Below are 20,989 nucleotides of genomic sequence, written 5' to 3' on the forward strand. Positions count from 1 at the left end.
GATATCCAGTCTCGTTCAATTGGGCTTACCCCCCGGCTTTTCCCGCTTTTCATAGGCTTGAATAATCCGCTGCACCAAAGGGTTGCGCACCACATCAGCCGCCGAGAAATAATGAAAAGAAATCCCGGAAATCCCGCCCAGGATATGCTGCACTTCAATCAAGCCGGAATACTGTCCGCGGGGTAAGTCGACCTGGGTCACATCACCGGTGACAACCGCCTGTGATCCAAATCCCAGCCGTGTCAGAAACATCTTCATCTGCTCCGGAGTGGTATTTTGCGCCTCATCTAAAATGATGAAAGAATCATCAAGGGTACGGCCGCGCATATACGCCAGAGGGGCAATTTCGATCGCACCCTTTTCCAGGTAACGGGCCGTTGTCTCCGGGCCAAACAAATCATAGAGTGCGTCATAGAGCGGGCGCAGATAGGGATCAACTTTCTCCTGCACATCCCCGGGAAGGAAGCCCAGCTTCTCCCCTGCTTCAACCGCCGGACGGGTGAGTACGATTCGACTCACTTCCTTGGCCCTGAGAGCCCGAGCAGCCATGACCACCGCCAGATAGGTTTTGCCGGTACCCGCTGGGCCGACTCCGAAAACAATTGGGTTTTGTTCAATCGCCTTAATATAATCAGCCTGGCCTAAGGTCTTGGGTTTAATCATACGGCCGCGATGGGTCGTGGCAATCACTTTGCCTAAAATATCGGCAACTCCGGTGAAATTCCCTTCTTCAACCTGGGAAATCACATACGACACATCCGCCGGGGTTAGCCCATGGCCATTCCGGACCATGGCAAGTAATTCGCTGATCGCAGCCTCAGTCCGTTCCACTTCGGACGGATTGCCGCTGACAATGAGTTCCTCCCCCCGTACCACACATTTTCCACCCAAACGATCTTCCAACATTTTAACATGAGCATCCTCAAGTCCTAACAAACCCATGGCTTCTGCAGAATTATTCAGTACAAACTTGGCTTCTGTACGCAATCTTTCGCCTCCATTAAGGATTGGCATAAACCGCTATATCCTCGTAGGTTTCCACCTCTACTCGAACGCGTTCCGCCCCGCTCTCTGCGGGCAGAACTTTGACCGCTTCCTCAATCACCTGCGCGCCGGGCATAATCTTCGCGTAAACCTGGTTCCGCGCCCGCTCCTCGGCTTCAGCCCTCGCTTCCGCAACAGCCCGTTCATAAGTATTCTGCACTAATTCTTTGTACTTTACAGATATAAGTTCGACAGGAAAACGCCAATTCCTCCAGGCCAAAAGCGGTCTGCTTTCCACTTCTTTATCCGCTTGGGCATACGGTGACTCAGGTGTCGTTACCATTATGACTCGGGAACCAAATTTTATACCAAAGCCTTCGGCTATATTCCCGCTCTCTTCAACCTTTGTTTCTGCAAGCGGTACTTTTTCTTCGGCACTATACCATACCCTTCCCCTGACAAATCCTTTGGCTGCTGTTTTCTGGGCACTTGCCGGAATGCCGGGTCCAGCCGGTACCGGAGCTTGAACAATGAGAACTTGTCCTGCTCTTACTGTTTCCCCTTCATGAACTTGCGGCACTCCCTGAATCACCATAATCTCACGGATCAATCCCGCTTTGGCTGCGACCAAATTCCCGGCTTCTTTCGGTACAACCGGGCGGATCTTTTCCACAATGCTAATGTTCACATGGGTTCCGTGGCGTTCGATCCCTATCCAGGCAGCGTCAGGCGTTTGTTCCTGCAAAGCCTTGGCGATCGCGTTAAGATCCAAGCTTCGATGCCAGATCCACTTCTTGAGCCCAAGAGTTTCCGCTTGTTGAATGAGCATGTCCCCGGGAACATTGTTATTGCCGCTGACTGTAACCGACAGTACCATCTGAGATAAGACACTGACCGTAATCACGATCAACGCCGCCCCAGCCAATAAACCTTTGCGCCGCCACCAGCGCCTGAAAATAAAGGGCAGGCCGTATTTGGCCATAATGCGTACTCTGGTATGGCTTACCCTCGCCGGACGCCGCAGTTTGGGAAAGTCCTCCAGTTTAATCCGGCCTTTCAGCCCTCGCTCCGACCTCTGGGCGTGGTACAAGACAACTTTTTCTTTGACAGCCTCGTTAATAAAACGGGAAATGTCATTTCCCTGCGCCAAAAAGTATAATTGTCCATACAAAAAAGCGCGCATCTTCTTAACCATTACCCGCTTCACCTCCGACATAGGTAAGAGAGATCAGCTTGCCTTCGATGTGTAGTTCCGTCGCTAAAATCGTTTTGAGCACGAATTTCCGTCCGTTCATGCTAAGTTCCCCTATCGAAGTATCAAGCTTAATCTCATCCGGGGTAAACACAATAATTGCTCCATAGTTTTCAACCAAAATCTGTTCCCGGCCGGTAATCGTAATTTTCGGTCCCTCTGCAACGACATCAGGCGGAAATTCCAAAGCATCCCCCACGCTTTTAGAAAGCTTATCTAACATCCTCATATTCCTCCCTCGCTTTAACTGGTGGACTTTCGGAAATATGTCAAACCCAAGAGAGGAAAAAAAACCCTCCCTTGATTACATGTTTATGAAGGGAGGGGTGGGATTAGTACAAGCCTAAATTAAAGACCCGGCCAGATAAATCCGGCCGGATCCCTTTCCTGCAGAAAATTAAGTTGAAGCCAAAACATATCCTAGGCTAGCTGCCAAGCAGTTCACGCACAATTTGGTTTACAAGCTTGCCATCGGCGCGACCCTTGGTCTTGGGAGTCAAAGCTCCCATCACTTTGCCCAAATCTTTGGGGCCTTGGGCCCCTACACTTTGAATGGTTTCTTGGGCAAGCCGGCGAATTTCCCCTTCCGAAAGCTGTTGAGGAAGATATTCCATCAGGACTGCAATTTCTTCTTCCAATTCTTTCACTTTCTCGGGGCGCTCAGCCTTCGTAAATTCGGCGATAGCATCACGGCGCATCTTCACTTCGCGTGCCAAAACCTCAATCACTTGCTCATCATTAAATTCTTGCTTTTTATCTATTTCTGAGTTCTTGATGGCAGCCCGAGCCATGCGGATTACGGAAAGCCTTACCTTCCCCTCCTCTTTGGCCTTCATGGCAGCCTTCATATCCTCAACAAGTCGATCTTTAAGGGACAATCGTGAGCCACTCCTTACTTGAACTTGCGTTTACGCGCAGCTTCGGATTTTTTCTTGCGGCGTACACTCGGTTTTTCGTAATGTTCATGTTTACGAGCTTCCGATAAAACACCCGAACGCTGACAAGTACGCTTGAACCGGCGGAGTGCGCTATCCAGGGATTCGTTCTTACCGACCTTGATCTCACTCATTCTTATCCCTCCCTCCACTGGCTCGTCAAAAGTACACATTTTTGATTATACTGGATGAACTTGGTTGAGTCAAGTTATCCTAGCTTCGTACCCAGCTTTTGCCCTCCTAATAAGTGAAAATGCAAATGCGGCACCACTTGACCTCCATCTGAACCGATATTCGTAATTACTCTGTACCCTGATTCGGCCACTCCGTGTTCAGCTGCTAGTTTTTTGACAACGCTTAGCAAGCGGCCCATTAAACCTTCGTCTTCAACAGCAACTTCATTTAAGTCTTTAATATGTTTTTTAGGAATAACCAGTAAATGTACCGGAGCTAAAGGGGCAATATCTTTGAAGGCAATCAGGTCTTGGTCTTCATATACCACCTCGCTTGGAATCTCATGGTTTACGATTTTACAGAAAATACAGTCTGACACTTTGATTATTCCCCTTTCTATGTATATTACAGACACCTTTGCTTGGTGCCCGCGCTTGGTTATTCGTCTTTAAGAGTTAATTTCCTCCTTGAGATGATCCCTGTCCAAAATAATCTGCACGAGTTCCCCGCTGCGCCAGGACTGCCCGTTGGCGCGTGGCGGCAAATACACGTCCAGATAGTTGCCGGTATGGCCGGAGGCAATGCCTTGTTCATCCACGCGTTCGATCAAAACCTCGGCTTCGCGACCGAGAAAGCGCTTGACATAGGTCTCATGGCTTGCCTTAGCGACAGTGAGCATTGCTTTCACCCGTTCTTCCTTCACGCGGTTCGGAATTTGGTCGGGATAGCCTGCCGCCGGAGTCCCTTCTCTCCGGGAATAAGGAAAAACGTGGATATTGGCAAAACCGCAACTCTCGACAAAAGCTAGGGCCTCCCGGTGATCCCGCTCACTCTCTCCCGGAAAACCGACAATGACATCCGTAGTTACTGCCACATCGGGAATATGCTGAAACAGCTTATCCAGCAACTCCTTGTATTCGCCCAGGGTATACGGGCGCTGCATACGGGCAAGTACGGCATCACTGCCGCTCTGTAAGGGGATATGCAAGTGCGGGCACACCACCGGAGAAGAAAATATGCTTTCCAGCAAGGCCGGGGTAAATTCCATCGGCTCGATTGAACTCAGGCGCAGCCTTTTTAAGCCTTTAATCTGCACCAGTTCCCGCACCAGGCGCGCTAAATTCCAGTTCCCGTCCAAATCCTGGCCATAGGCACCGGTGTGGATTCCAGTGAGCACAATCTCCTTATACCCGGCTTGAACCAGCTTCTCAGCCTCCGCCAGGGCATTTTGGGGGAGACGGCTGCGCACAGGCCCGCGGGCATAGGGTATAATGCAGTAGGTACAGAATTGATTGCACCCTTCCTGAATCTTAAGCATGGCCCGGGTGCGGCTTTCTCCTTCCAGCATCGGCAGCTCTTCAAACTCCTTGACCTGCCAGATATCGCGTACTGCGCTGTAAGGCCGGCGTGGCCGGTTTGATGCCGGGTCTTCACGCTCTTGGCGCACCTCTTCTATCAAATCGAGAATCCGGTTCCGGTCCTGGGTGCCGATCACCAGATCCACACCCTCAATCTTCAGAACCTCCCCGGGGGCAGTCTGGGCATAGCAGCCCATCACCACGACGAAGCTGTCCGGATGAGCCTTAATCATACGGCGAATCACTTGGCGGGACTTGCTGCCCCCGGTGTTGGTCACGGTGCAGGTATTAACTACCACCACATCCGCCCGCCCCGCACTCTCCACCACCTCATACCCGGCTGTGCGAAACAACTGGGCCAAGGCCTCGCTTTCAACCTGATTCACTTTGCAGCCCAGCGTCACAAAAGACACGGAAGGGCGAGCCCGTGCTCCTTCGTTATCTTCCAAGTTGATTCAACCCTCGCATTCAAACAAACTGTTTTCTCTGGTGTTAAGGTACTCAGAATTCAGAAGTCAGGAGTCAGAATTATAGTACTCCGGGTTCTTTCATACAGCTCCATCTGGCCGAAAGAATTGCTCTGTAGGTTGGCCGAACAGCGTCAGTCATCCTCGAACGGCAAGTAGCATCTGTGGAATCGCCCTCGGCGATGATATCCCCCGGAGATCATCGTCACCGAAGAATTTCGACACCGAAGACTGTCGTTCCTGACTCCTGTCTCCTGTCTCCTGACTCCTGATTACTTCTACCCCAAGTCTTCCCACTGCACCAGGGCAATAGTCAAGGCGGCCAAAGCTGCTGTCTCCGCGCGCAGGATGCGCGGGCCTAAGGTTACAGCCCGGGCCGCAAGATACTCCGAAGCCCAGGTGACTTCCTCCGGCTCAAAGCCCCCCTCCGGCCCAATCAATAGTGCGAGCGGCAGATTCCGGTCCAATTCTGTCATGACCTGGGTCAAATGGCGCGCTTGTTCAGCCTCGTACGGAATCAGCCACTGGGTTCTTTCCGGCAACACTGCCTTTAGCTCTGCCCAGTTACTCACCGGGTAAATGACCGGTTCACGCACACGCCGGGACTGTTTGGCCGCTTCAGCCGCGATCTTCTCCCAGCGCTTGACCCGCTCCCGGGCTTTCTCCCCTTCCAGGCGCATCACGGAGCGTTTGGCGCGCAGGGGTATCAGGCCGGCCATCCCTAATTCCGTCCCTTTCTGCACCACCCATTCCAGCTTGTCCCCTTTGGCCAGGCCGGTTACCAAGTACACCGCGGTCTTGGCTTCAACCTCCGGGTAGTGTTCTCCCAGTATCCGGACACTCACGCTTTCGGGGTAAATCCGCTCCACCTGGCCCAGCCATTCCCCGCCGCTGTTGTCAAAGCCGATTACCTGATCCCCGGGGCCGAGGCGCAGCACCCGGACCAAGTGCTCTCTTTCCTCGCCCTGGAGCCAGAACAGATGGCGGCCGCGCTCCCTGATTTTGAAACGGTGCATCCTATGCCCACCTCGCCCGGTAAAGTATCCAGCCCGAATCTTCCGCCCGCTCCACGATCTCTAGTCCGGCGGCCTTGAGCTCTGCTTCCACCTCATCCGCGCGCGTGTCAATTATCCCAGACGCCAGGAACTCTCCGGCCGGAGCCAGGAGTTGCCGAAGCTCAGGCAAAAGCCTGATAATCACATCCGCAATAATATTGGCCACCACCAGATCAGCCTGCCCGTCAAGTACCTGGCCCAGATCGCCCCATTCCACTTTCACCGACTCGCCGACCCCGTTTAAGGCCACATTTTCCCGCGCCACTTCGACCGCGACTTTATCGAGATCGACCGCCTCAACCCGTGCACCCAGCTTGGCCGCGGCAATCGCCAGAATTCCGGAACCTGTGCCCAAGTCAAAGACGCGCTGGCCCGGACGCACGATTTTTTCCAGCATCTCCAGGCAGAGCGTAGTCGTCGGGTGCGTACCGGTGCCAAAGGCCATTCCGGGATCCAGTTCGAGCACGATATCCCCGGCCTCTGCCGGAGCTTCCTCCCAGGTCGGTTTTATAACGAAGTGTTTCCCTATCCGGGCCGGCTTATAATAAGCCTTCCAGGCCGTGGCCCAGTCTTCTTCCCGTAAGGTCATTCCTTTAACCTGAACCACCCAGTGCGGAAAGTCTTCCAGCAAATGCCGCAAGTCTTGGTCCAGCCGCTTGAGCTTGTCCGCCAAATCTTCGTTTTCCGGCAGGTACCCCTTGACCACTGACGTCCCGGTTAAAGCCACTTCCCCAAAGGTATGGTAATCCCAAAGACCTGACTCGATATAATTTTGCAAAAGCTCCGGATCTTCCACACTCACTCCGGGGCAGCCTAATTCATAAAAAAGATCGGCAACAGCTTCCTCCCCTTCGGCTGAAACTGTTACCGCCACTTCATGCCAGTTCATACCCGCTTTCACCCCATCGCATCGCGTAGGTTTTCTTTAAACTTATCGAACAAGGATTTCTTGCCCATTTGCTGGGTTTCGCTCGTCACCTCACCAAATTCTTTCAGCAGCTGTTTTTGCTTATCCGTGAGTTTGGTCGGTGTGCTGACAATCACTCGCACATGCTGGTCGCCGCGCCCGCTGCCGCGGCGGTATGGAATCCCATGTCCTTTGAGCCGGAAGATGGTAGAAGTCTGGGTGCCTTCCGGAACCTTCATTTTGACATTGCCGTCAAGCGTGGGCACTTCCACTTCCGCTCCCAGGGCGGCCTGCACAAAGGTAATCGGGATTTCGCAATACACATCATTGCCGTCCCGCTCAAAGAACTTATGCGGCTTGACATGGAGCACAATATACAGGTCTCCGGGCGGTCCTCCGCGGTGCCCGGCCTCTCCGTCCCCGCTCAGGCGCAGGTTCAGCCCGTCTTCGGAGCCTGCGGGCACATTGATCTTGATATTCTTAACCTTGCGCACGTTTCCCTGCCCGTTGCAGGTGCGGCAAGGACTGGCAATTGTTTTCCCTTCCCCATGACAGGTAGGACAGGTGCGTGCAGTCTGGATCTGCCCAAACGGGGTGCGCTGGGTTACTCTTACCTGCCCGCTGCCGCCGCACTGGCTGCACGTGCTCGGGTGCGTTCCGGGGGCGGCGCCTGAGCCCTGACAATCAGGGCAGGTTTCCGCCCGCGGGATTTGAACCTCTTTTTCCACCCCGAATACCGCTTCTTCAAAGGTGACACTCATATCATAGCGCAAATCCGCTCCCCGCTGCGGGCCGTTGCGGCGTCCGCCGCCGCCCCCGCCGAAGAAAGCGTCAAAAATATCTCCGAAACCGAAATCCCCGAAGCCCCCGCCGCCGAAGCCGCCAAAACCTCCGGCTTGGTTGGGGTCCGTGCCGGCATGCCCGAATTGGTCGTAACGCGCTTTCTTTTCTGCGTCACTTAAAACATCATACGCCTCGGAAATCTCTTTGAATTTTTCTTCAGCCTCTTTATTGCCCGGGTTGACATCCGGATGGTACTGGCGCGCCAGCTTGCGGTAGGCTTGCTTGATCTCTTGTTCGCTGGCACCCTTGCTTACCCCTAGAACTTCATAATAATCCCGTTTCATACTCATCCTCCATCACCGGCCCTCAAAGAAAAAACATCTTGTCTAGCATAAAGAAAACTGGGTTTACCCCAAAAAGAGGGGGCACAAAGGATCTTCCTCTGCACCCTGCCCGTTTTATTTATCTTTATCTACTTCAGTATATTCAGCATCGACCACATTGTCGTCTGCTTTGCCGCTTGCGGAAGCGGGTTCACCGGGGTTGGGGGGTTGTCCCGGGGCGCCGTGCTGCTGGTACATCTTCTCAATGAACGGATGCAGAACCTTGTTCAAAGCTTCCGATTTGGCGTTAATGGCCGCCACGTCTTCCCCGGCAGCCGCTGCTTTAAGCTCTTCGACTGCTTTCTTAATGCTCTCGACTTCAGCGGCATCTCCTTTGCCTTCAAAGTCTTTTAAGGTCTTCTCCGTCTGATAGGCCAGTGAATCTGCCTGGTTCTTGGCATCAATCAATTCTTTGCGCTTGCGGTCTTCCTCGGCATGAGCCTCGGCATCCTGGCGCATCTTCTCAATTTCGTCTTTGGAAAGCCCGGTAGAAGAAGTGATGGTTACCTTCTGCTCATTGCCCGTGGCCATATCCTTGGCCGAGACGTGCACTATCCCGTTGACGTCAATGTCAAACTTGACTTCAATCTGCGGGATTCCCCGGGGCGCCGGCGGAATTCCGGTCAGTTGGAAGCGGCCTAAGGTCTTGTTATAGGCTGCCATTTCCCGTTCCCCTTGGAGGACATGGATGTCCACCGATGTTTGGTTGTCGGCCGCCGTGGAGAAAATCTGGCTCTTGGTCGTCGGAATGGTGGTATTGCGGTCAATGATGCGGGTGAACACGCCGCCCAAGGTCTCAATTCCCAGGGACAGCGGCGTGACGTCCACCAGGATGATGTCTTTCATTTCCCCGGTTAGCACTCCGCCTTGGATCGCCGCTCCCAGGGCCACAACCTCGTCCGGGTTAACTCCTTTGTGCGGCTCTTTGCCGCTGACACGCTTGATCGCTTCCTGCACCGCCGGAATCCGGGTGGAACCGCCGACCAAAATTACCTGATGCAGCTGATTCCAGCTCAGTTTCGCGTCTTCCATCGCCTGGCGGGTGGGGCCCATGGTCGCTTCCACCAAATCCGCCACCAGTTCTTCAAATTTGGCGCGGGTAATGTTCATATCCAAGTGGGCCGGCCCTTCGGCGGTCATGGTAATAAACGGAAGGTTTACATTGGTGGTGGTGACCCCGGAAAGCTCGATTTTCGCCTTTTCCGCGGCCTCCTTCAGGCGCTGGAGGGCCACCCGGTCCTTAGACAAATCCACTCCCTGGGATTTTTTAAATTCCGCCACCATATAATCGATCAGGCGCTGGTCAAAGTCGTCTCCGCCCAAATGGTTGTTGCCGCTGGTGGCTTTGACCTCGACCATGCCCTGGCTCAGTTCCAGAATGGAGACGTCAAAGGTTCCGCCCCCTAAGTCGAAGACCAGCACGGTCTGATCCTGCTGTTTATCCAGGCCGTAGGCCAAAGCGGCAGCCGTCGGCTCGTTGATGATCCGCAGAACCTCCAGGCCGGCAATGGTGCCGGCATCCTTGGTTGCCTGGCGCTGCGCGTCTGTAAAATACGCGGGAACGGTGATCACCGCCTGGCTTACCGTCTGGCCCAAATACGCTTCGGCATCGGTTTTCAACTTTTGCAGAATCATAGCCGAGATTTCCTGCGGGCTATAATTCTTGCCGTCAATATTTACTTTATGGTCGGAACCCATATGCCTCTTAATAGAAATAACGGTTTTATCCGGATTGGACACGGCCTGTCTTTTGGCGACTTGGCCGACAAGGCGTTCACCGGTTTTAGAAAAGCCGACGACGGAAGGGGTAATGCGGCTGCCCTCCGCGTTCGGGATCACGACGGCTTCCCCGCCCTCCATCACAGCCACGCACGAGTTGGTGGTCCCTAAATCAATTCCTATCACTTTACCCATTGTTTTCTTCCTCCTTAACCTGTACCCTAGCCGGAGACTTTGACCATGCTCGGGCGCAAAACTTTATCTTTCAGATAATATCCTTTTTGAACTTCTTCAACGACCGTATTGGCCGGATGTTCCTCAGACTCCACTTGCATAATGGCTTCATGAAGGTTCGGGTCAAAGGCCTGACCCACGGCTTCAATGGGGGCGAGTCCTTCCTTGCCTAAGACATTGTTCAGCTGGCGGAAAATCATCTCTACACCCTGAGCCAGAGGAGAGATATCCTGGCTGTTTTTCGCTGCCTCAAGTGCGCGCTCGAAGTTGTCGATAACCGGCAGCAGCTCAGCCACTACCCGCTCCGAAGCGTACTTGACGAGTTCTTCCTTTTCCTTAAGGGTTCGCTTGCGGAAGTTGTCAAACTCTGCCTGCAAGCGCTGCAGCCGGTTATAATAATCTTCCGCCTGAGCTTTGGCTTCTTTCAGCTCGGCTTCAAGCGTCAACGTTCTTTCAAGTGCTTGCTCTCCCTCTTGACCACCTTGTTCTTGTCTGAGATCCTCTGCGATTTCTTCCCCCGCCGTCTCAGCCTGTACATTTTTCTCCGAATTCTCAGCTTCCGTACTTTCCGGCTGAACTCTCGGGTTAGACTCCTCTGTTTCCCCGTTCCTAAACCTCATTCATTTAACAACTCCGTTTCTTTAAGAAAACTAAGCTTCCCGGTCACGTTCGCTTTCGGCCCTTGGTTAGGAGGTCGGTGAGGCTTCGCGTCATGAAATCCACAATCCCCATGGATTTGGCATAATCCATGCGCGTCGGCCCCAGCACTCCGATCGAACCGATGACCTCTCCATTTAAGCGGTAAGTTGCCGAAATAACACTGCAGTCTTGAAACTCTTCCAGTTTATTTTCTCCCCCGATGGTGACACTTACTCCTTCTTGGGTCGGATAGAGCAACTTTTTCAAACGCCCGTCTTCCTCAAAGGCCCTAAATAAGTTTTTCACCTTGTCGAAGTCCCGGAATTCCGGCTGGTTCAGCATGTTGAGGGTGCCGCCCAGGTAAACTTTTTCTTCATTCCTGTCATCGTCCAGCACCGCCCCTAACATAGAAAGGGCATTATCCAGAAGATGGCGCTGTTTCGTCAATTCACTGTAAATCTCGTGCAGCAGGGTCTTTTTCACCTGCGCCAGCGAGTACCCCTTAAGCTTATTATTGAATACTGTGGCGACTTGTTGCAGCTCTTCGGCCGTTACATGATTCCCAATATCTACAATATGATTCTCCACCGCTCCATTCTCTTTTACAACCACCATAATAGCCTGGCCAGGCTGATACGGCAGAAAGTACATCTGCCCGAAAGGGCTCCTGCCCTTCTGTGGTCCCATCACAATACTAGTCAAGCTTGTGAGCTGAGATAGGAGCTTGGCCGTATGGGAAATGACTTCCTCGATCTCACTGATGCGCTTGGCAGTCTCAATTTCAATGAGATTTTTGTCTTCCGTGCTCAGCTTGGGAGTATCCATGAGACAGTCGACATAATAACGGTAACCGGCATCCGAGGGAATTCGTCCGGCTGAGGTATGAGGCTGTTCGATAAACCCCAACTCTTCCAGATCAGCCATCTCATTACGAATCGTTGCCGGGGAAACCCCGAGGTTAAACTTACGGGCAATCGTACGGGAACCCACCGGTTCCGCAGTCGCGATATAATCCTGAACAATGGCACGCAGAATTTTTTGTTTACGTTCATCCATTTGCATTTTGCCCCAACCTTTCTTAAAAAAACCACTTTGGGCAAGCAACAGCCGGAAATTTGTTAGCACTCTCGTTTGATGAGTGCTAACATTTATGCCATCACATTACCACGGCCTTTCCCTTTTGTCAAGGGAGAAAATTCATGCAAAATGCTATTGGCGATGAAACAATAATCCGGATTGAGCTTTAAATATCCTTTTTCTCTCTTCAGTATTCCCTGCTTTTCATATTTTTCTAACACCCGGGCATAAATATCTTCAACCTTGACCCCAAAATCCCGGGTAAACGCTTTCAGTTCCAAACCCTCTGCCAAACGCAAGCCCAACATTACCCGCTCAAACATTAGATCTTGCTTTGAAAGCTCTTCTCGTTCCGCCACTGCTTGCGCACCTGTGTTTGCCATCTCCCGGTATTTACGAAGATCTTCGATGTTTTTTATGCGCGCCCGGCCTTGAAAAGACACAGCACCCGGCCCTAAGCCCAGATATTCCTCTCCGTGCCAGTAAGCCAGATTATGCCGGCATTCATAGCCGGGTCTGGCGAAGTTCGAGGTCTCATACCGTTTATATCCCGCCTGTTCCAGCCGCACCACCGCCCATTCATACATATCGGCCTGGAGATCGTCATCAGGAAGCCTCCCAAGCGTTATATCATTTTCAGCCCGATAAAGCGGCGTCCCTTCTTCAAGCATCAACCCATAGAGAGACAAGTGTTCCGGCTGCCAGGCTAACGCTTCTTCCACCGTTTTTCGCCAAGCAGCCAGATCTTGTCCGGGAAGACCGAACATCAAATCCAAGTTAAGATTTCGAAAACCAGAGTTTCTCAGTGCTTGAATACCGCGGCGCGCATCGTCTGCGCTGTGGATTCTTCCCACCCGGCGCAAAAGCCCATCATCAAAAGACTGCACCCCCAGAGAAAAACGGTTGATCCCGTAAGCATGCAAAAGCGAGAGCTTTTCCGGAGTCAAGGTTCCGGGGTTTCCCTCGACCGTTTTCTCAGGAATTCCTGCTTCAAATCTGAAATAGTTGTGGATGCCTTTCAGTAATTCTTCCAATCCCGCTTCCGTAAGAGCGGTTGGCGTCCCCCCGCCAATAAAAAGAGAAGATACCCCTGAAGGGGCATCCTTTTGCCGCCGGTGCATCTCTGCCGCCAAGCCTTCAAGGTAAATTTTCACCAAACTACGGTTCTGATTACCCGCAGGAAGGGAGTAAAAGGCACAGTAGTCACACTTTTTGATACAGAATGGCACATGGACATAAAGGGCCGGTCGCCGCTCAATCTTGTCAGCCGAAGCGTTCATGGTCTCACCTTACTCTTCAAGTTCAAGCACGGCCATAAAGGCATCTTGCGGAATCTCGACATTGCCGACCTGTTTCATCCGTTTCTTGCCTTCTTTTTGTTTCTCCAAAAGCTTGCGCTTGCGGGAGATATCGCCCCCATAGCACTTAGCCAGCACATCTTTACGCATAGCCCTAATGGTTTCACGGGCAATAACCCTTGACCCAATCACCGCTTGAATCGGCACTTCGAACATTTGGCGCGGAATAATCTCCCGCAGTTTCTCCGCCATTTTACGGCCGCGCACATAGGCCTTATCTTTGTGCACAATAAAGGACAAAGCGTCCACAATGTCTCCGCCCACTAAAATATCCAGTTTCACCAGGTCAGCTTCCTTATACCCCGCCAGCTCATAATCCAAGGAAGCATAGCCCTTGGTTCGGGATTTTAACTGGTCAAAATAATCGTACACGATTTCACTTAGAGGCAATTCATAAATCAGGCTCACCCGGTTCACGGACAAATATTCCATATTGACATAGCTGCCGCGCTTTTCCTGGTTTAATTCCATGATCGCGCCCACAAATTCGGACGGAGTCATGATCGTGGCTTTCACAACCGGCTCGGCAATGCTCTCAATCTCAGCAGCAGGGGGTAAATTTGCCGGATTATCCACTTTGAGCATTTCCCCGTCGGTCTTCTGCACCTGGTAAATAACACTCGGGGCCGTGGTAATCAGGTTCAGGTCATACTCACGCTCCAGCCGCTCCTGAATAATCTCCATGTGCAAAAGCCCGAGGAACCCGCAGCGGTAGCCAAAACCGAGCGCTGCAGAGGTCTCCGGTTCAAACACTAAACTGGCGTCATTTAAATGCAGCTTCTCCAAGGCGTCGCGCAGGCGGTCATAATCACCGGAGTCAACCGGGTAGAGGCCGCAGAACACCATGGGCGTGGCTTTACGGTAACCCGGCAGGGGAAAGAGCGCCGGACGTTCCGCATCCGTAATCGTATCTCCGACCTGAGTGTCTTTGACATTTTTAATGCTGGCGGCGATGAAACCAACCTGTCCGGCTTTTAGTTCATCCACTATCCGCATCGCGGGAGCAAAGACCCCCACTTCGGTCACTTCAAACACTTTGTTGGTGGACATCATTTTAATTTGAGTGCCCTTGGCGACGCGACCCTCCATCACCCGCACATAGGAAATGGCCCCTTTGTACGCATCAAAATGGGAATCGAAAATAAGCGCCTTCAAAGGAGAACTGTCATCCCCGCTCGGAGGCGGCATTTTGGTCACGATGGCCTCCAGAATTTCCGCCACCCCGATCCCGGTTTTGGCTGACGCTAAAATGGCCTCACTGGCATCAAGCCCGATCACATCTTCGATTTCTTGTTTCACCCGTTCCGGTTCCGCGCTCGGGAGATCAATCTTATTGATAACCGGCACAATCTCTAAGTTATTTTCCAAAGCCAGGTAGACATTAGCCAAGGTCTGGGCTTCGATGCCCTGTGCCGCATCCACTACCAGGAGCGCGCCTTCACAGGCAGCCAAGCTGCGTGAAACCTCATACGTAAAATCTACGTGCCCCGGCGTATCGATTAAGTTCAGCTCATACACCTCTCCGTCCTGAGCCCGGTAGCTCAGGCGCACCGCCTGGAGCTTGATGGTTATTCCCCGTTCCCGCTCCAAATCCATGGAATCCAGCACTTGTGCTTCCATTTCGCGGGCAGAAAGAGCCCCCGTATATTCAATCAGGCGGTCAGCCAAAGTAGATTTCCCATGGTCAATATGGGCGATAATTGAAAAGTTGCGAATGCGTTTTGAGGCCTGTGCCACGATGTTCCCCCTCAATTACTTCGTTGAATTTTTATTATACCAATTGAAGGCCCAATGAGCAACCGCAAAAGCCTAGCGCCCAAACCTTTTGCGTACAAGTCCTGCCGCCTGGCTCATTTCTTCCAGCCCGAGCAACCGGGCGGCCCCAGCGAAGACCAAAACGCCTAGTCCCGTCCCCGATAAAAGCACTACCAGTGCCGACAGCTTGCTTACCCCTATCAACCCGGTCAAAAAGGCACTCCAACCCGTAATCACGATTCCCATTACTATCGATGCCACGGCAGTCCGGATCCAAGCAGAGAGAATCCGCCTGCCGTCGATCCCGCCCAAGCGCTTGCGCAACAGATAAAAGAGAATAAACATATTCAGAAAAGCGGAAATCGAGGTGGCCAAGGCAACCCCGCCCTGGACCAGCGGCTTTAATAAAAGAAACATGGCGCCGATATTGACGGCCATGGACAATATCCCTACCAATACCGGAGTCCAGGTATCCTGCAGGGCATAAAAAGCTCGGGGCAGGACCTGGATGACAGCCTGGGCAAAAATCCCAAGTGCAAAGAAAAGCAAAGGGACAGCTGTCGCAGCAGTGTCAGCTGCCGTAAATGCCCCGTGTTCGAATAATACCTGCAGGAGCGGGTAGCGCAGTACAATCATGCCCACGGAAACCGGCACGGTCAATAAGATAATCATGCGCACCGCACTCGAATTAATTTCTTTAAACCTCTGCCAATTCTTTAATGCTGCTTCTTCTGACAACGTCGGAAAAGAGGCTACCGCCACAGCCAAAGCGAAAATCCCGACCGGCAGGAGGTACAAGCGGTATGACCACTGAATCGCCGTGATGCTCCCTTGAGAAAGGGAAGAGGCCAGATTGGAGCTTACAATCACCTGAAGCTGGTTGATGGTGTAACTGATGACAATGGGCAAAGCTAAGGCAGCAATCTTGCGCACCCCCGGATGCTGCCAATCAATGAGCGGATAATATTTAATGCCGATTTTCCTTAAGGCCGGAATTTGAACGGCAAAGTTTACGGCCGCTCCGACAACCACCCCAAAGGCAAATCCGGAAATACTACCAGGCCGGCTGGGGTCGGAAAAGATGATGCCAAATACAATAATACTGACATTATAGAGAACAGTTCCCAAAGCTGATGGCCAAAAAATCTTATATGAATTCAAAACTCCCATCGTCAGCCCACTCATGGCTAAAAGCAGAGGCTGAATCAGGAGAATCCGGGTTAAGCCGGTAGCCAGAGCCAGGTTTTCACGGTTAAATCCCGGAACTTGAATCTTAACAAAAGCCGGGGTGAAAATCAGCCCCATAATAATGAGAACGCTGATACTTAGAAATAAGATATTAACCACTGAACTGACAATTCTCCATGCTTCTTCTTCTTTCTCTTTGGCCAGGTATTCTGACAGCACAGGAATAAAGGCAGCGCTTAACACGCCGCCCACTAACAGCCAATAGATCAAATCCGGCAGATTGAACGCTGCAATATAGGCATCGGTTGCCCCTGATTTGCCGAAATAATTAGCAATTAATGATTCACGTAAAAATCCCAAAACCCTGGACAGCAAATTTGCAATCATCAGGAAACCGGCTGCTCTTGCGACCGAACGGGAAATTGACATGCCTTTTTTCCTTCCCCGAAAATCATCATGGCATGGACCGTGCCCTGCCCGTCCGCATTATAACATGTTTCGGCCGGGCGGGAAAGCTTGGCTTGCATTTTGATCCTTAAGGCTTATTGGTTAGTTCCTTTGACTTCAGCCACTCGGCTAATACATCCGCCACCAGTTCGGCTGACCCCTCAGCTTCTTGCAAGGTATTCTGTTGGCTTCCGAATTCGAGCAGAAGACCTCCTTCAGAAAGATGCTGATTGTAACGGGCATCTGCCGCATAGCTAATCACGGGCACAAACAGTCCGGGGTATTTTTTATTGGCTTGTTCAATGAGTTCTTGGGCAAGGGCTTCATTTTTCTGCCACTGCGGGTTCTTTTTCCCAATCACGATGAGCACCTTGCTGACTTCACGCCCGCCAATAGTGACTGTTGATTTGCTTATTCCGGGCGGAACCCCATCGCGGTGAATATCAAGGAGCAGCTTTATGGTCGGATAGTCTGCCAGCAAAGCCTTGCCTGTATTTACCGACACACCGTACGCTTTCATAAAATCCGGGGTATCATGCCTTCGTTCGGAATGAACCGCCCCGATCCCTTTCTTCTCGAGGGCCTTGGCTAAAGCAGCTCCTACCCGGACTACTTCTCCGTTACTATCCGTTTCATGGTCACTCCCCCCATCCCCGCTGTAGCTCTCAGAATTGTGGGTATGATAGATCCCGACCAAAACTTTGTCAGGATCTTGGTGTTGGGGGGAGCTTATAGAAGGAGGCTTTATTTCCTCGTCCAAAGGCTCTAAAATAATAGGACCTTCCTGTTCAGGATCATCCGGGTGATAAGCCCAGCCTAGCCAGGCGGGTCCTTGAGGCGGGGGAGAAAAATAACTGAGAAAGAAGGTGCGGGCATCCGCAATATTCACTCCGGTGAGCAGAAACATCCCCAGAGATACCCCCTGGGCCCGGGACTGCTCCAACCGTTCCCGCTCCGGTTGAGAAAATCCGGCTCCCCCTTCTAAAAGGATCACTTCTAAAGGAAACTTTTGTTTCAGAAGCAAAGAAGTTAAATACCGGGAACTCCCATGATTTAGAGCATAGAGCATGGAAAAAACAAAAAGCATGATTACAAGAAATCCGGCAAGCCGGCGGGGCCAGATCCCTGATGGCCAAAGTTTCCAAGTCCGATGCCGATAGTGTTCGTTTAACAAGAACTTGTCCCCCTTTCTTATTAAAGAAATATGTGGGACAAGTTGGGTGTAGAACTATTAATGAATCACCAGCTAAAAGAAGAAACCTGCCTCAATGTCATCTGCCGCCCTGATCCTAGGTATCCGCTGGGCTAGATGGATATTGAGGCAGGTTTTCAAACCTAAACTTAACGAAGCTCTGTAGGCACGAAGCTGTCAATAATACCAATCACTAAGGAGGCCAGCAAGGCGCCGATGATACTGACCCTGATTGATCCGGGAACAATAAACTGGCTTAGGTAAATAACCACAGCCGCTGTCAAAAAGCCTACCGTTCCACGTCCCCATCGGGACATTTTGTTTTTGCCAAAGGCAAGCTCAATCACGTAGCCCAAAGCAGCAATGACAACGGCTGCAATGAGTGCCCCTGTAAAACCGGCAACCTGCAGTCCAGGCACAATGTAACTTACCAGCAGCAACACAATGGCCGAGACAATAAACCTAACAATTACTCCTAACATGGATCTACCCCTCCTATCATTTGATGCAATAACCAAATTAACATGAACTTACACTGCTAGTTTGGACAGCTTAAGCTTATTTTATTTATGTGCTAATTTGTTCCAATTATTCATGGTCTTTAATTTATTCTTCCACTTTTTCCTTGCTAAATTTACAAACGAATGATAAAATATACGTTGCGTACCAATAGCGGGATTTCTTGACCAAAGGGGGTGACCACCAGTGCCAAATATTAAGTCAGCCATTAAAAGAGTAGAACTGGCAAAAGTTCGCACGATTAAAAATGCTGCTGCTAAGTCCACCTTAAAAACAGCCATCCGGCGTTTTGAGGAATCCTTGACTTCAGATCAGGAAGCGGCAACTCTGGCTTTGCGTAAAGCAAGTCGTGCTTTGGATAAAGCCTCCGCTAAAGGATTAATCCATAAGAACAAGGCTGCCCGTAAAAAGTCCCGTCTTACAAAAAAGTTTGCCAAAGTTTTTACTAAGGTGAGCTAATTAGTTAGGAATCAGGAATCAGGAGTCAAGAGTCGAAGCTGGATTCCCTCGTATTTATATCGATGAATTTCTGTCTGCTGAGTACTTGAATACTCAAAAATCGGTACGTAAGAATAATAGTAATAAAAGCAAGGGGTTGTCTCAGGTTCACTGTGAACTGAGGCAGCCCTTTTAACTTGTTTGACTTTTTCTTTAGATGCCCCGAAACTACATGTTTAACTCAGGCAGTCTTAAAAGATTAGTTACATCTGATTTTATTTTGAAGTGCACAGATTTACGATCAGCAGCTCAAGCAGAAAAACCGGGTCACCCCCGCCGCTCTTGAGTGCGATCTCCGTTTCCAGACAATTAGCCATCCCTGCAGCCAAGGCTTTGAAAGAAAGCTTTTCACTCTGCTGCCAGATCTTACGGGCGGCATAAGGGCTTTTTACTCCAACCGCACCCCCGAAATCGGAGAGCTTGCCCCCACGTTCACGCCAGCTCCGGGCAGCAAGCAAGAGTCTGACTTGGCGGACAATCATCGTTTGAACCTTGAGGTAGTGTTCTTCTTTTAGTACTTCATGCAGCTTGGTGAGGGCATCCCGGACCGAACGGACGGCAATCGCATCCACTAATTCAAACACCGTTGCTTCCACGGTGCGATTCACAACCGCTCGAATATCTTCTTTTCCGATCTCTTTCCGCTCACCGGCATAAGCTGCCACCTTATCCAGCTCCCGGCTGAGAATTCCGGAATTATGCCCTGCCCACTCCAGCAAAAACTGCATATTCTCGGAATTCATCTTCTTACCTCGCATGCTCACAGCATCTTTTAACCACATCATCCAATCCTGGGGGCTATTGGGCACAGCAAATTCAAGGATAACCCCGTGCTGCTCCATGAGCTTATAGAGCTTGCGGCCCCTGTGTACATTTTCCGCCAGCAAGAGCAGGCATGTATCCGGATTCGGATTCTCTAGATACTCATAAAGAGGCGCTAAATCAATCCCGGAGTTATCCTGAAAATACGGAATATCTTCAATAATGAGAAGGCGTTTGGCAAAGAAGGAAACGGTATTGGCATACTCTATCACCTGTGAAAGAGGTGCATCTTTCCCGGGCAAAGTCTCAATTCCACTCCCGGATGGGTCCAAGGAAAGATAGTAGCTTTTTAGAACCTGTACCGCTTCTCTCAGCAAATACTTATCTTCCCCGTGCCATAAGTAGACGGGCGCTATCTTTCCGCTCGCCACAACCTCACGTACACGCTCAATTTCCAACATGCCTTTACCCCTCCCTTTGTACATTTTAGCGATAAAGGAGAGAAAAAGCCAGTTACAAAAATTCGTGCAAAAGAAAAAGCCCCCCCACTTAAGTGAGGAGGTCAAAGAAAGAGGAGGAGAAAAGAGATGTTCCCTCCTATTCTTTCCACAAATCTGATCTCTATACATATTTTCCTTAAAATAGCGAAACTTTTCTGCGATGATCCCCGGGCTCAAGGTTGCCCCACGAGAAGCCTCAGCTACCAAATCTAGCTAAACCGGCCCTTAGGTCCATGCCTTAGAACCTGATTACTTCCTCATTCTCCCAACTCTTATATATGGATTATCTCAATTTTCTCCTGGGGGTTTACCTCTTGGATATATTCCGCAACCAATCTTCTGTGACAGTGGTCTGGTTTATCTTCGCTGCACAAAAGACAAGCTTCATCAAACAACTTAATATCATTTAAAATTTTAGGATCACGTTGTTTCAGTAAAGCCAAAAAATTAGTTTCGTACTGTTCCCAACTAATTGCTTTGTCTTTATAGCCATCCAGAATTTCTTTATTCGGGGCAAGCTGAGTATCGTGATAATATTCAATACCCAAAATCCTTTTCAGGAAAAAGTATCGAATACTCTCCTGCTCGACCCGTTTCCGGTGCTTTAGCAGCTCCGCAATAACCGAATACCAGGCTGCATAACCGGGATCAGAGAGTAACTGTCGGAGTTTCTTGGCTTGCTCCTCGAATGCCTCCGTAATCAATATCTCCCCATTGATAAATGGCTTCGACTGCGTTGTGCGTCTTGTGCTGCTCATGATCCTCTAGAAATTGCGCTTTGGGCCAAAAAGTGCGGTGGAACA

21 protein-coding genes are annotated in these 20,989 nt (G+C 51.0%); 1 reads left to right on the forward strand and 20 read right to left on the reverse strand.

Translation table 11 applies throughout. The features are described from left to right. Window positions 1-15: 15 nt before the first annotated feature. The 18 genes from J0X21_RS09985 to J0X21_RS10070 all read right to left on the reverse strand — a co-directional run bounded on the left by J0X21_RS09985 (window position 16) and on the right by J0X21_RS10070 (window position 18,389). Window positions 16-1,014, reverse strand: coding sequence for a PhoH family protein (locus J0X21_RS09985; RefSeq protein ID WP_407947643.1), 999 nt, complete (start codon window positions 1,012-1,014; stop codon window positions 16-18). Beyond that, window positions 1,001-2,179 carry a sporulation protein YqfD gene (gene yqfD / locus J0X21_RS09990; RefSeq protein WP_206812063.1) on the reverse strand — a complete coding sequence of 393 codons (1,179 nt, stop codon included), beginning with the start codon at window positions 2,177-2,179 and terminating at the stop codon, window positions 1,001-1,003. The genes J0X21_RS09985 and yqfD overlap by 14 nt, the downstream gene beginning before the upstream one ends. Continuing rightward, window positions 2,172-2,459 carry a YabP/YqfC family sporulation protein gene (locus J0X21_RS09995; protein WP_206812064.1) on the reverse strand — a complete coding sequence of 96 codons (288 nt, stop codon included), beginning with the start codon at window positions 2,457-2,459 and terminating at the stop codon, window positions 2,172-2,174. The genes yqfD and J0X21_RS09995 overlap by 8 nt, the downstream gene beginning before the upstream one ends. A gap of 202 nt (window positions 2,460-2,661) precedes the next feature. After that, window positions 2,662-3,114, reverse strand: coding sequence for a GatB/YqeY domain-containing protein (locus J0X21_RS10000; protein WP_206812065.1), 453 nt, complete (start codon window positions 3,112-3,114; stop codon window positions 2,662-2,664). A gap of 14 nt (window positions 3,115-3,128) precedes the next feature. After that, complete coding sequence (gene rpsU, locus J0X21_RS10005) at window positions 3,129-3,305, reverse strand: 30S ribosomal protein S21 (protein ID WP_206812066.1); 177 nt, start codon at window positions 3,303-3,305, stop codon at window positions 3,129-3,131. A 74-nt stretch (window positions 3,306-3,379) separates the two neighbouring features. After that, a complete protein-coding gene (locus tag J0X21_RS10010) occupies window positions 3,380-3,724 on the reverse strand; it encodes a histidine triad nucleotide-binding protein (RefSeq protein WP_206812067.1) in 345 nt (114 codons plus the stop codon). 69 nt (window positions 3,725-3,793) lie between these two features. After that, the gene (gene mtaB / locus J0X21_RS10015; RefSeq protein WP_206812068.1) at window positions 3,794-5,152 is read right to left on the reverse strand and encodes a tRNA (N(6)-L-threonylcarbamoyladenosine(37)-C(2))-methylthiotransferase MtaB; all 1,359 of its coding nucleotides are present in this window, start codon (window positions 5,150-5,152) and stop codon (window positions 3,794-3,796) included. A gap of 296 nt (window positions 5,153-5,448) precedes the next feature. After that, window positions 5,449-6,186: an RsmE family RNA methyltransferase gene (locus J0X21_RS10020; RefSeq protein ID WP_206812069.1), complete on the reverse strand. Its 738-nt coding sequence runs from the start codon at window positions 6,184-6,186 to the stop codon at window positions 5,449-5,451. Window position 6,187: 1 nt separating this feature from the next. After that, complete coding sequence (gene prmA, locus J0X21_RS10025) at window positions 6,188-7,114, reverse strand: 50S ribosomal protein L11 methyltransferase (protein ID WP_206812070.1); 927 nt, start codon at window positions 7,112-7,114, stop codon at window positions 6,188-6,190. Window positions 7,115-7,122: 8 nt separating this feature from the next. Continuing rightward, window positions 7,123-8,259, reverse strand: a complete 1,137-nt coding sequence (gene dnaJ, locus J0X21_RS10030) for a molecular chaperone DnaJ (protein ID WP_206812071.1) — start codon at window positions 8,257-8,259, stop codon at window positions 7,123-7,125. A gap of 114 nt (window positions 8,260-8,373) precedes the next feature. Then, complete coding sequence (dnaK, locus tag J0X21_RS10035) at window positions 8,374-10,212, reverse strand: molecular chaperone DnaK (RefSeq protein ID WP_206812072.1); 1,839 nt, start codon at window positions 10,210-10,212, stop codon at window positions 8,374-8,376. A gap of 26 nt (window positions 10,213-10,238) precedes the next feature. After that, window positions 10,239-10,871 (reverse strand): nucleotide exchange factor GrpE, encoded by a 633-nt coding sequence (grpE, locus tag J0X21_RS10040; RefSeq protein WP_206812073.1) that lies wholly within the window; start codon window positions 10,869-10,871, stop codon window positions 10,239-10,241. Between the two features lie 43 nt (window positions 10,872-10,914). Continuing rightward, window positions 10,915-11,952 carry a heat-inducible transcriptional repressor HrcA gene (gene hrcA / locus J0X21_RS10045; RefSeq protein WP_206812074.1) on the reverse strand — a complete coding sequence of 346 codons (1,038 nt, stop codon included), beginning with the start codon at window positions 11,950-11,952 and terminating at the stop codon, window positions 10,915-10,917. Window positions 11,953-12,038: 86 nt separating this feature from the next. Next, window positions 12,039-13,247, reverse strand: coding sequence for a radical SAM family heme chaperone HemW (gene hemW, locus J0X21_RS10050; protein ID WP_206812075.1), 1,209 nt, complete (start codon window positions 13,245-13,247; stop codon window positions 12,039-12,041). Window positions 13,248-13,256: 9 nt separating this feature from the next. Continuing rightward, window positions 13,257-15,062: a translation elongation factor 4 gene (gene lepA, locus J0X21_RS10055; RefSeq protein WP_206812076.1), complete on the reverse strand. Its 1,806-nt coding sequence runs from the start codon at window positions 15,060-15,062 to the stop codon at window positions 13,257-13,259. A 72-nt stretch (window positions 15,063-15,134) separates the two neighbouring features. After that, window positions 15,135-16,697, reverse strand: coding sequence for a murein biosynthesis integral membrane protein MurJ (gene murJ / locus J0X21_RS10060; protein ID WP_206812077.1), 1,563 nt, complete (start codon window positions 16,695-16,697; stop codon window positions 15,135-15,137). A 106-nt stretch (window positions 16,698-16,803) separates the two neighbouring features. Further along, complete coding sequence (gene spoIIP / locus J0X21_RS10065; protein ID WP_236006199.1) at window positions 16,804-17,889, reverse strand: stage II sporulation protein P; 1,086 nt, start codon at window positions 17,887-17,889, stop codon at window positions 16,804-16,806. Between the two features lie 167 nt (window positions 17,890-18,056). Continuing rightward, window positions 18,057-18,389, reverse strand: a complete 333-nt coding sequence (locus tag J0X21_RS10070) for a phage holin family protein (protein ID WP_206812078.1) — start codon at window positions 18,387-18,389, stop codon at window positions 18,057-18,059. 223 nt (window positions 18,390-18,612) lie between these two features. Between J0X21_RS10070 and rpsT the strand changes: the two genes are divergently transcribed. Continuing rightward, window positions 18,613-18,885 carry a 30S ribosomal protein S20 gene (gene rpsT, locus J0X21_RS10075; RefSeq protein ID WP_206812079.1) on the forward strand — a complete coding sequence of 91 codons (273 nt, stop codon included), beginning with the start codon at window positions 18,613-18,615 and terminating at the stop codon, window positions 18,883-18,885. Window positions 18,886-19,139: 254 nt separating this feature from the next. Here the strand turns inward: rpsT and holA are convergent, their stop codons facing one another. Next, window positions 19,140-20,147: a DNA polymerase III subunit delta gene (holA, locus tag J0X21_RS10080; RefSeq protein ID WP_206812080.1), complete on the reverse strand. Its 1,008-nt coding sequence runs from the start codon at window positions 20,145-20,147 to the stop codon at window positions 19,140-19,142. Between the two features lie 311 nt (window positions 20,148-20,458). Beyond that, window positions 20,459-20,890: a DUF488 domain-containing protein gene (locus tag J0X21_RS10085; RefSeq protein WP_206812081.1), complete on the reverse strand. Its 432-nt coding sequence runs from the start codon at window positions 20,888-20,890 to the stop codon at window positions 20,459-20,461. Window positions 20,891-20,989: the final 99 nt, after the last annotated feature.

Origin of the sequence: Paradesulfitobacterium ferrireducens (assembly GCF_017310645.1) — a bacterium.
GTDB classification, from domain to species: Bacteria; Bacillota; Desulfitobacteriia; order Desulfitobacteriales; family Desulfitobacteriaceae; genus Paradesulfitobacterium; species Paradesulfitobacterium ferrireducens.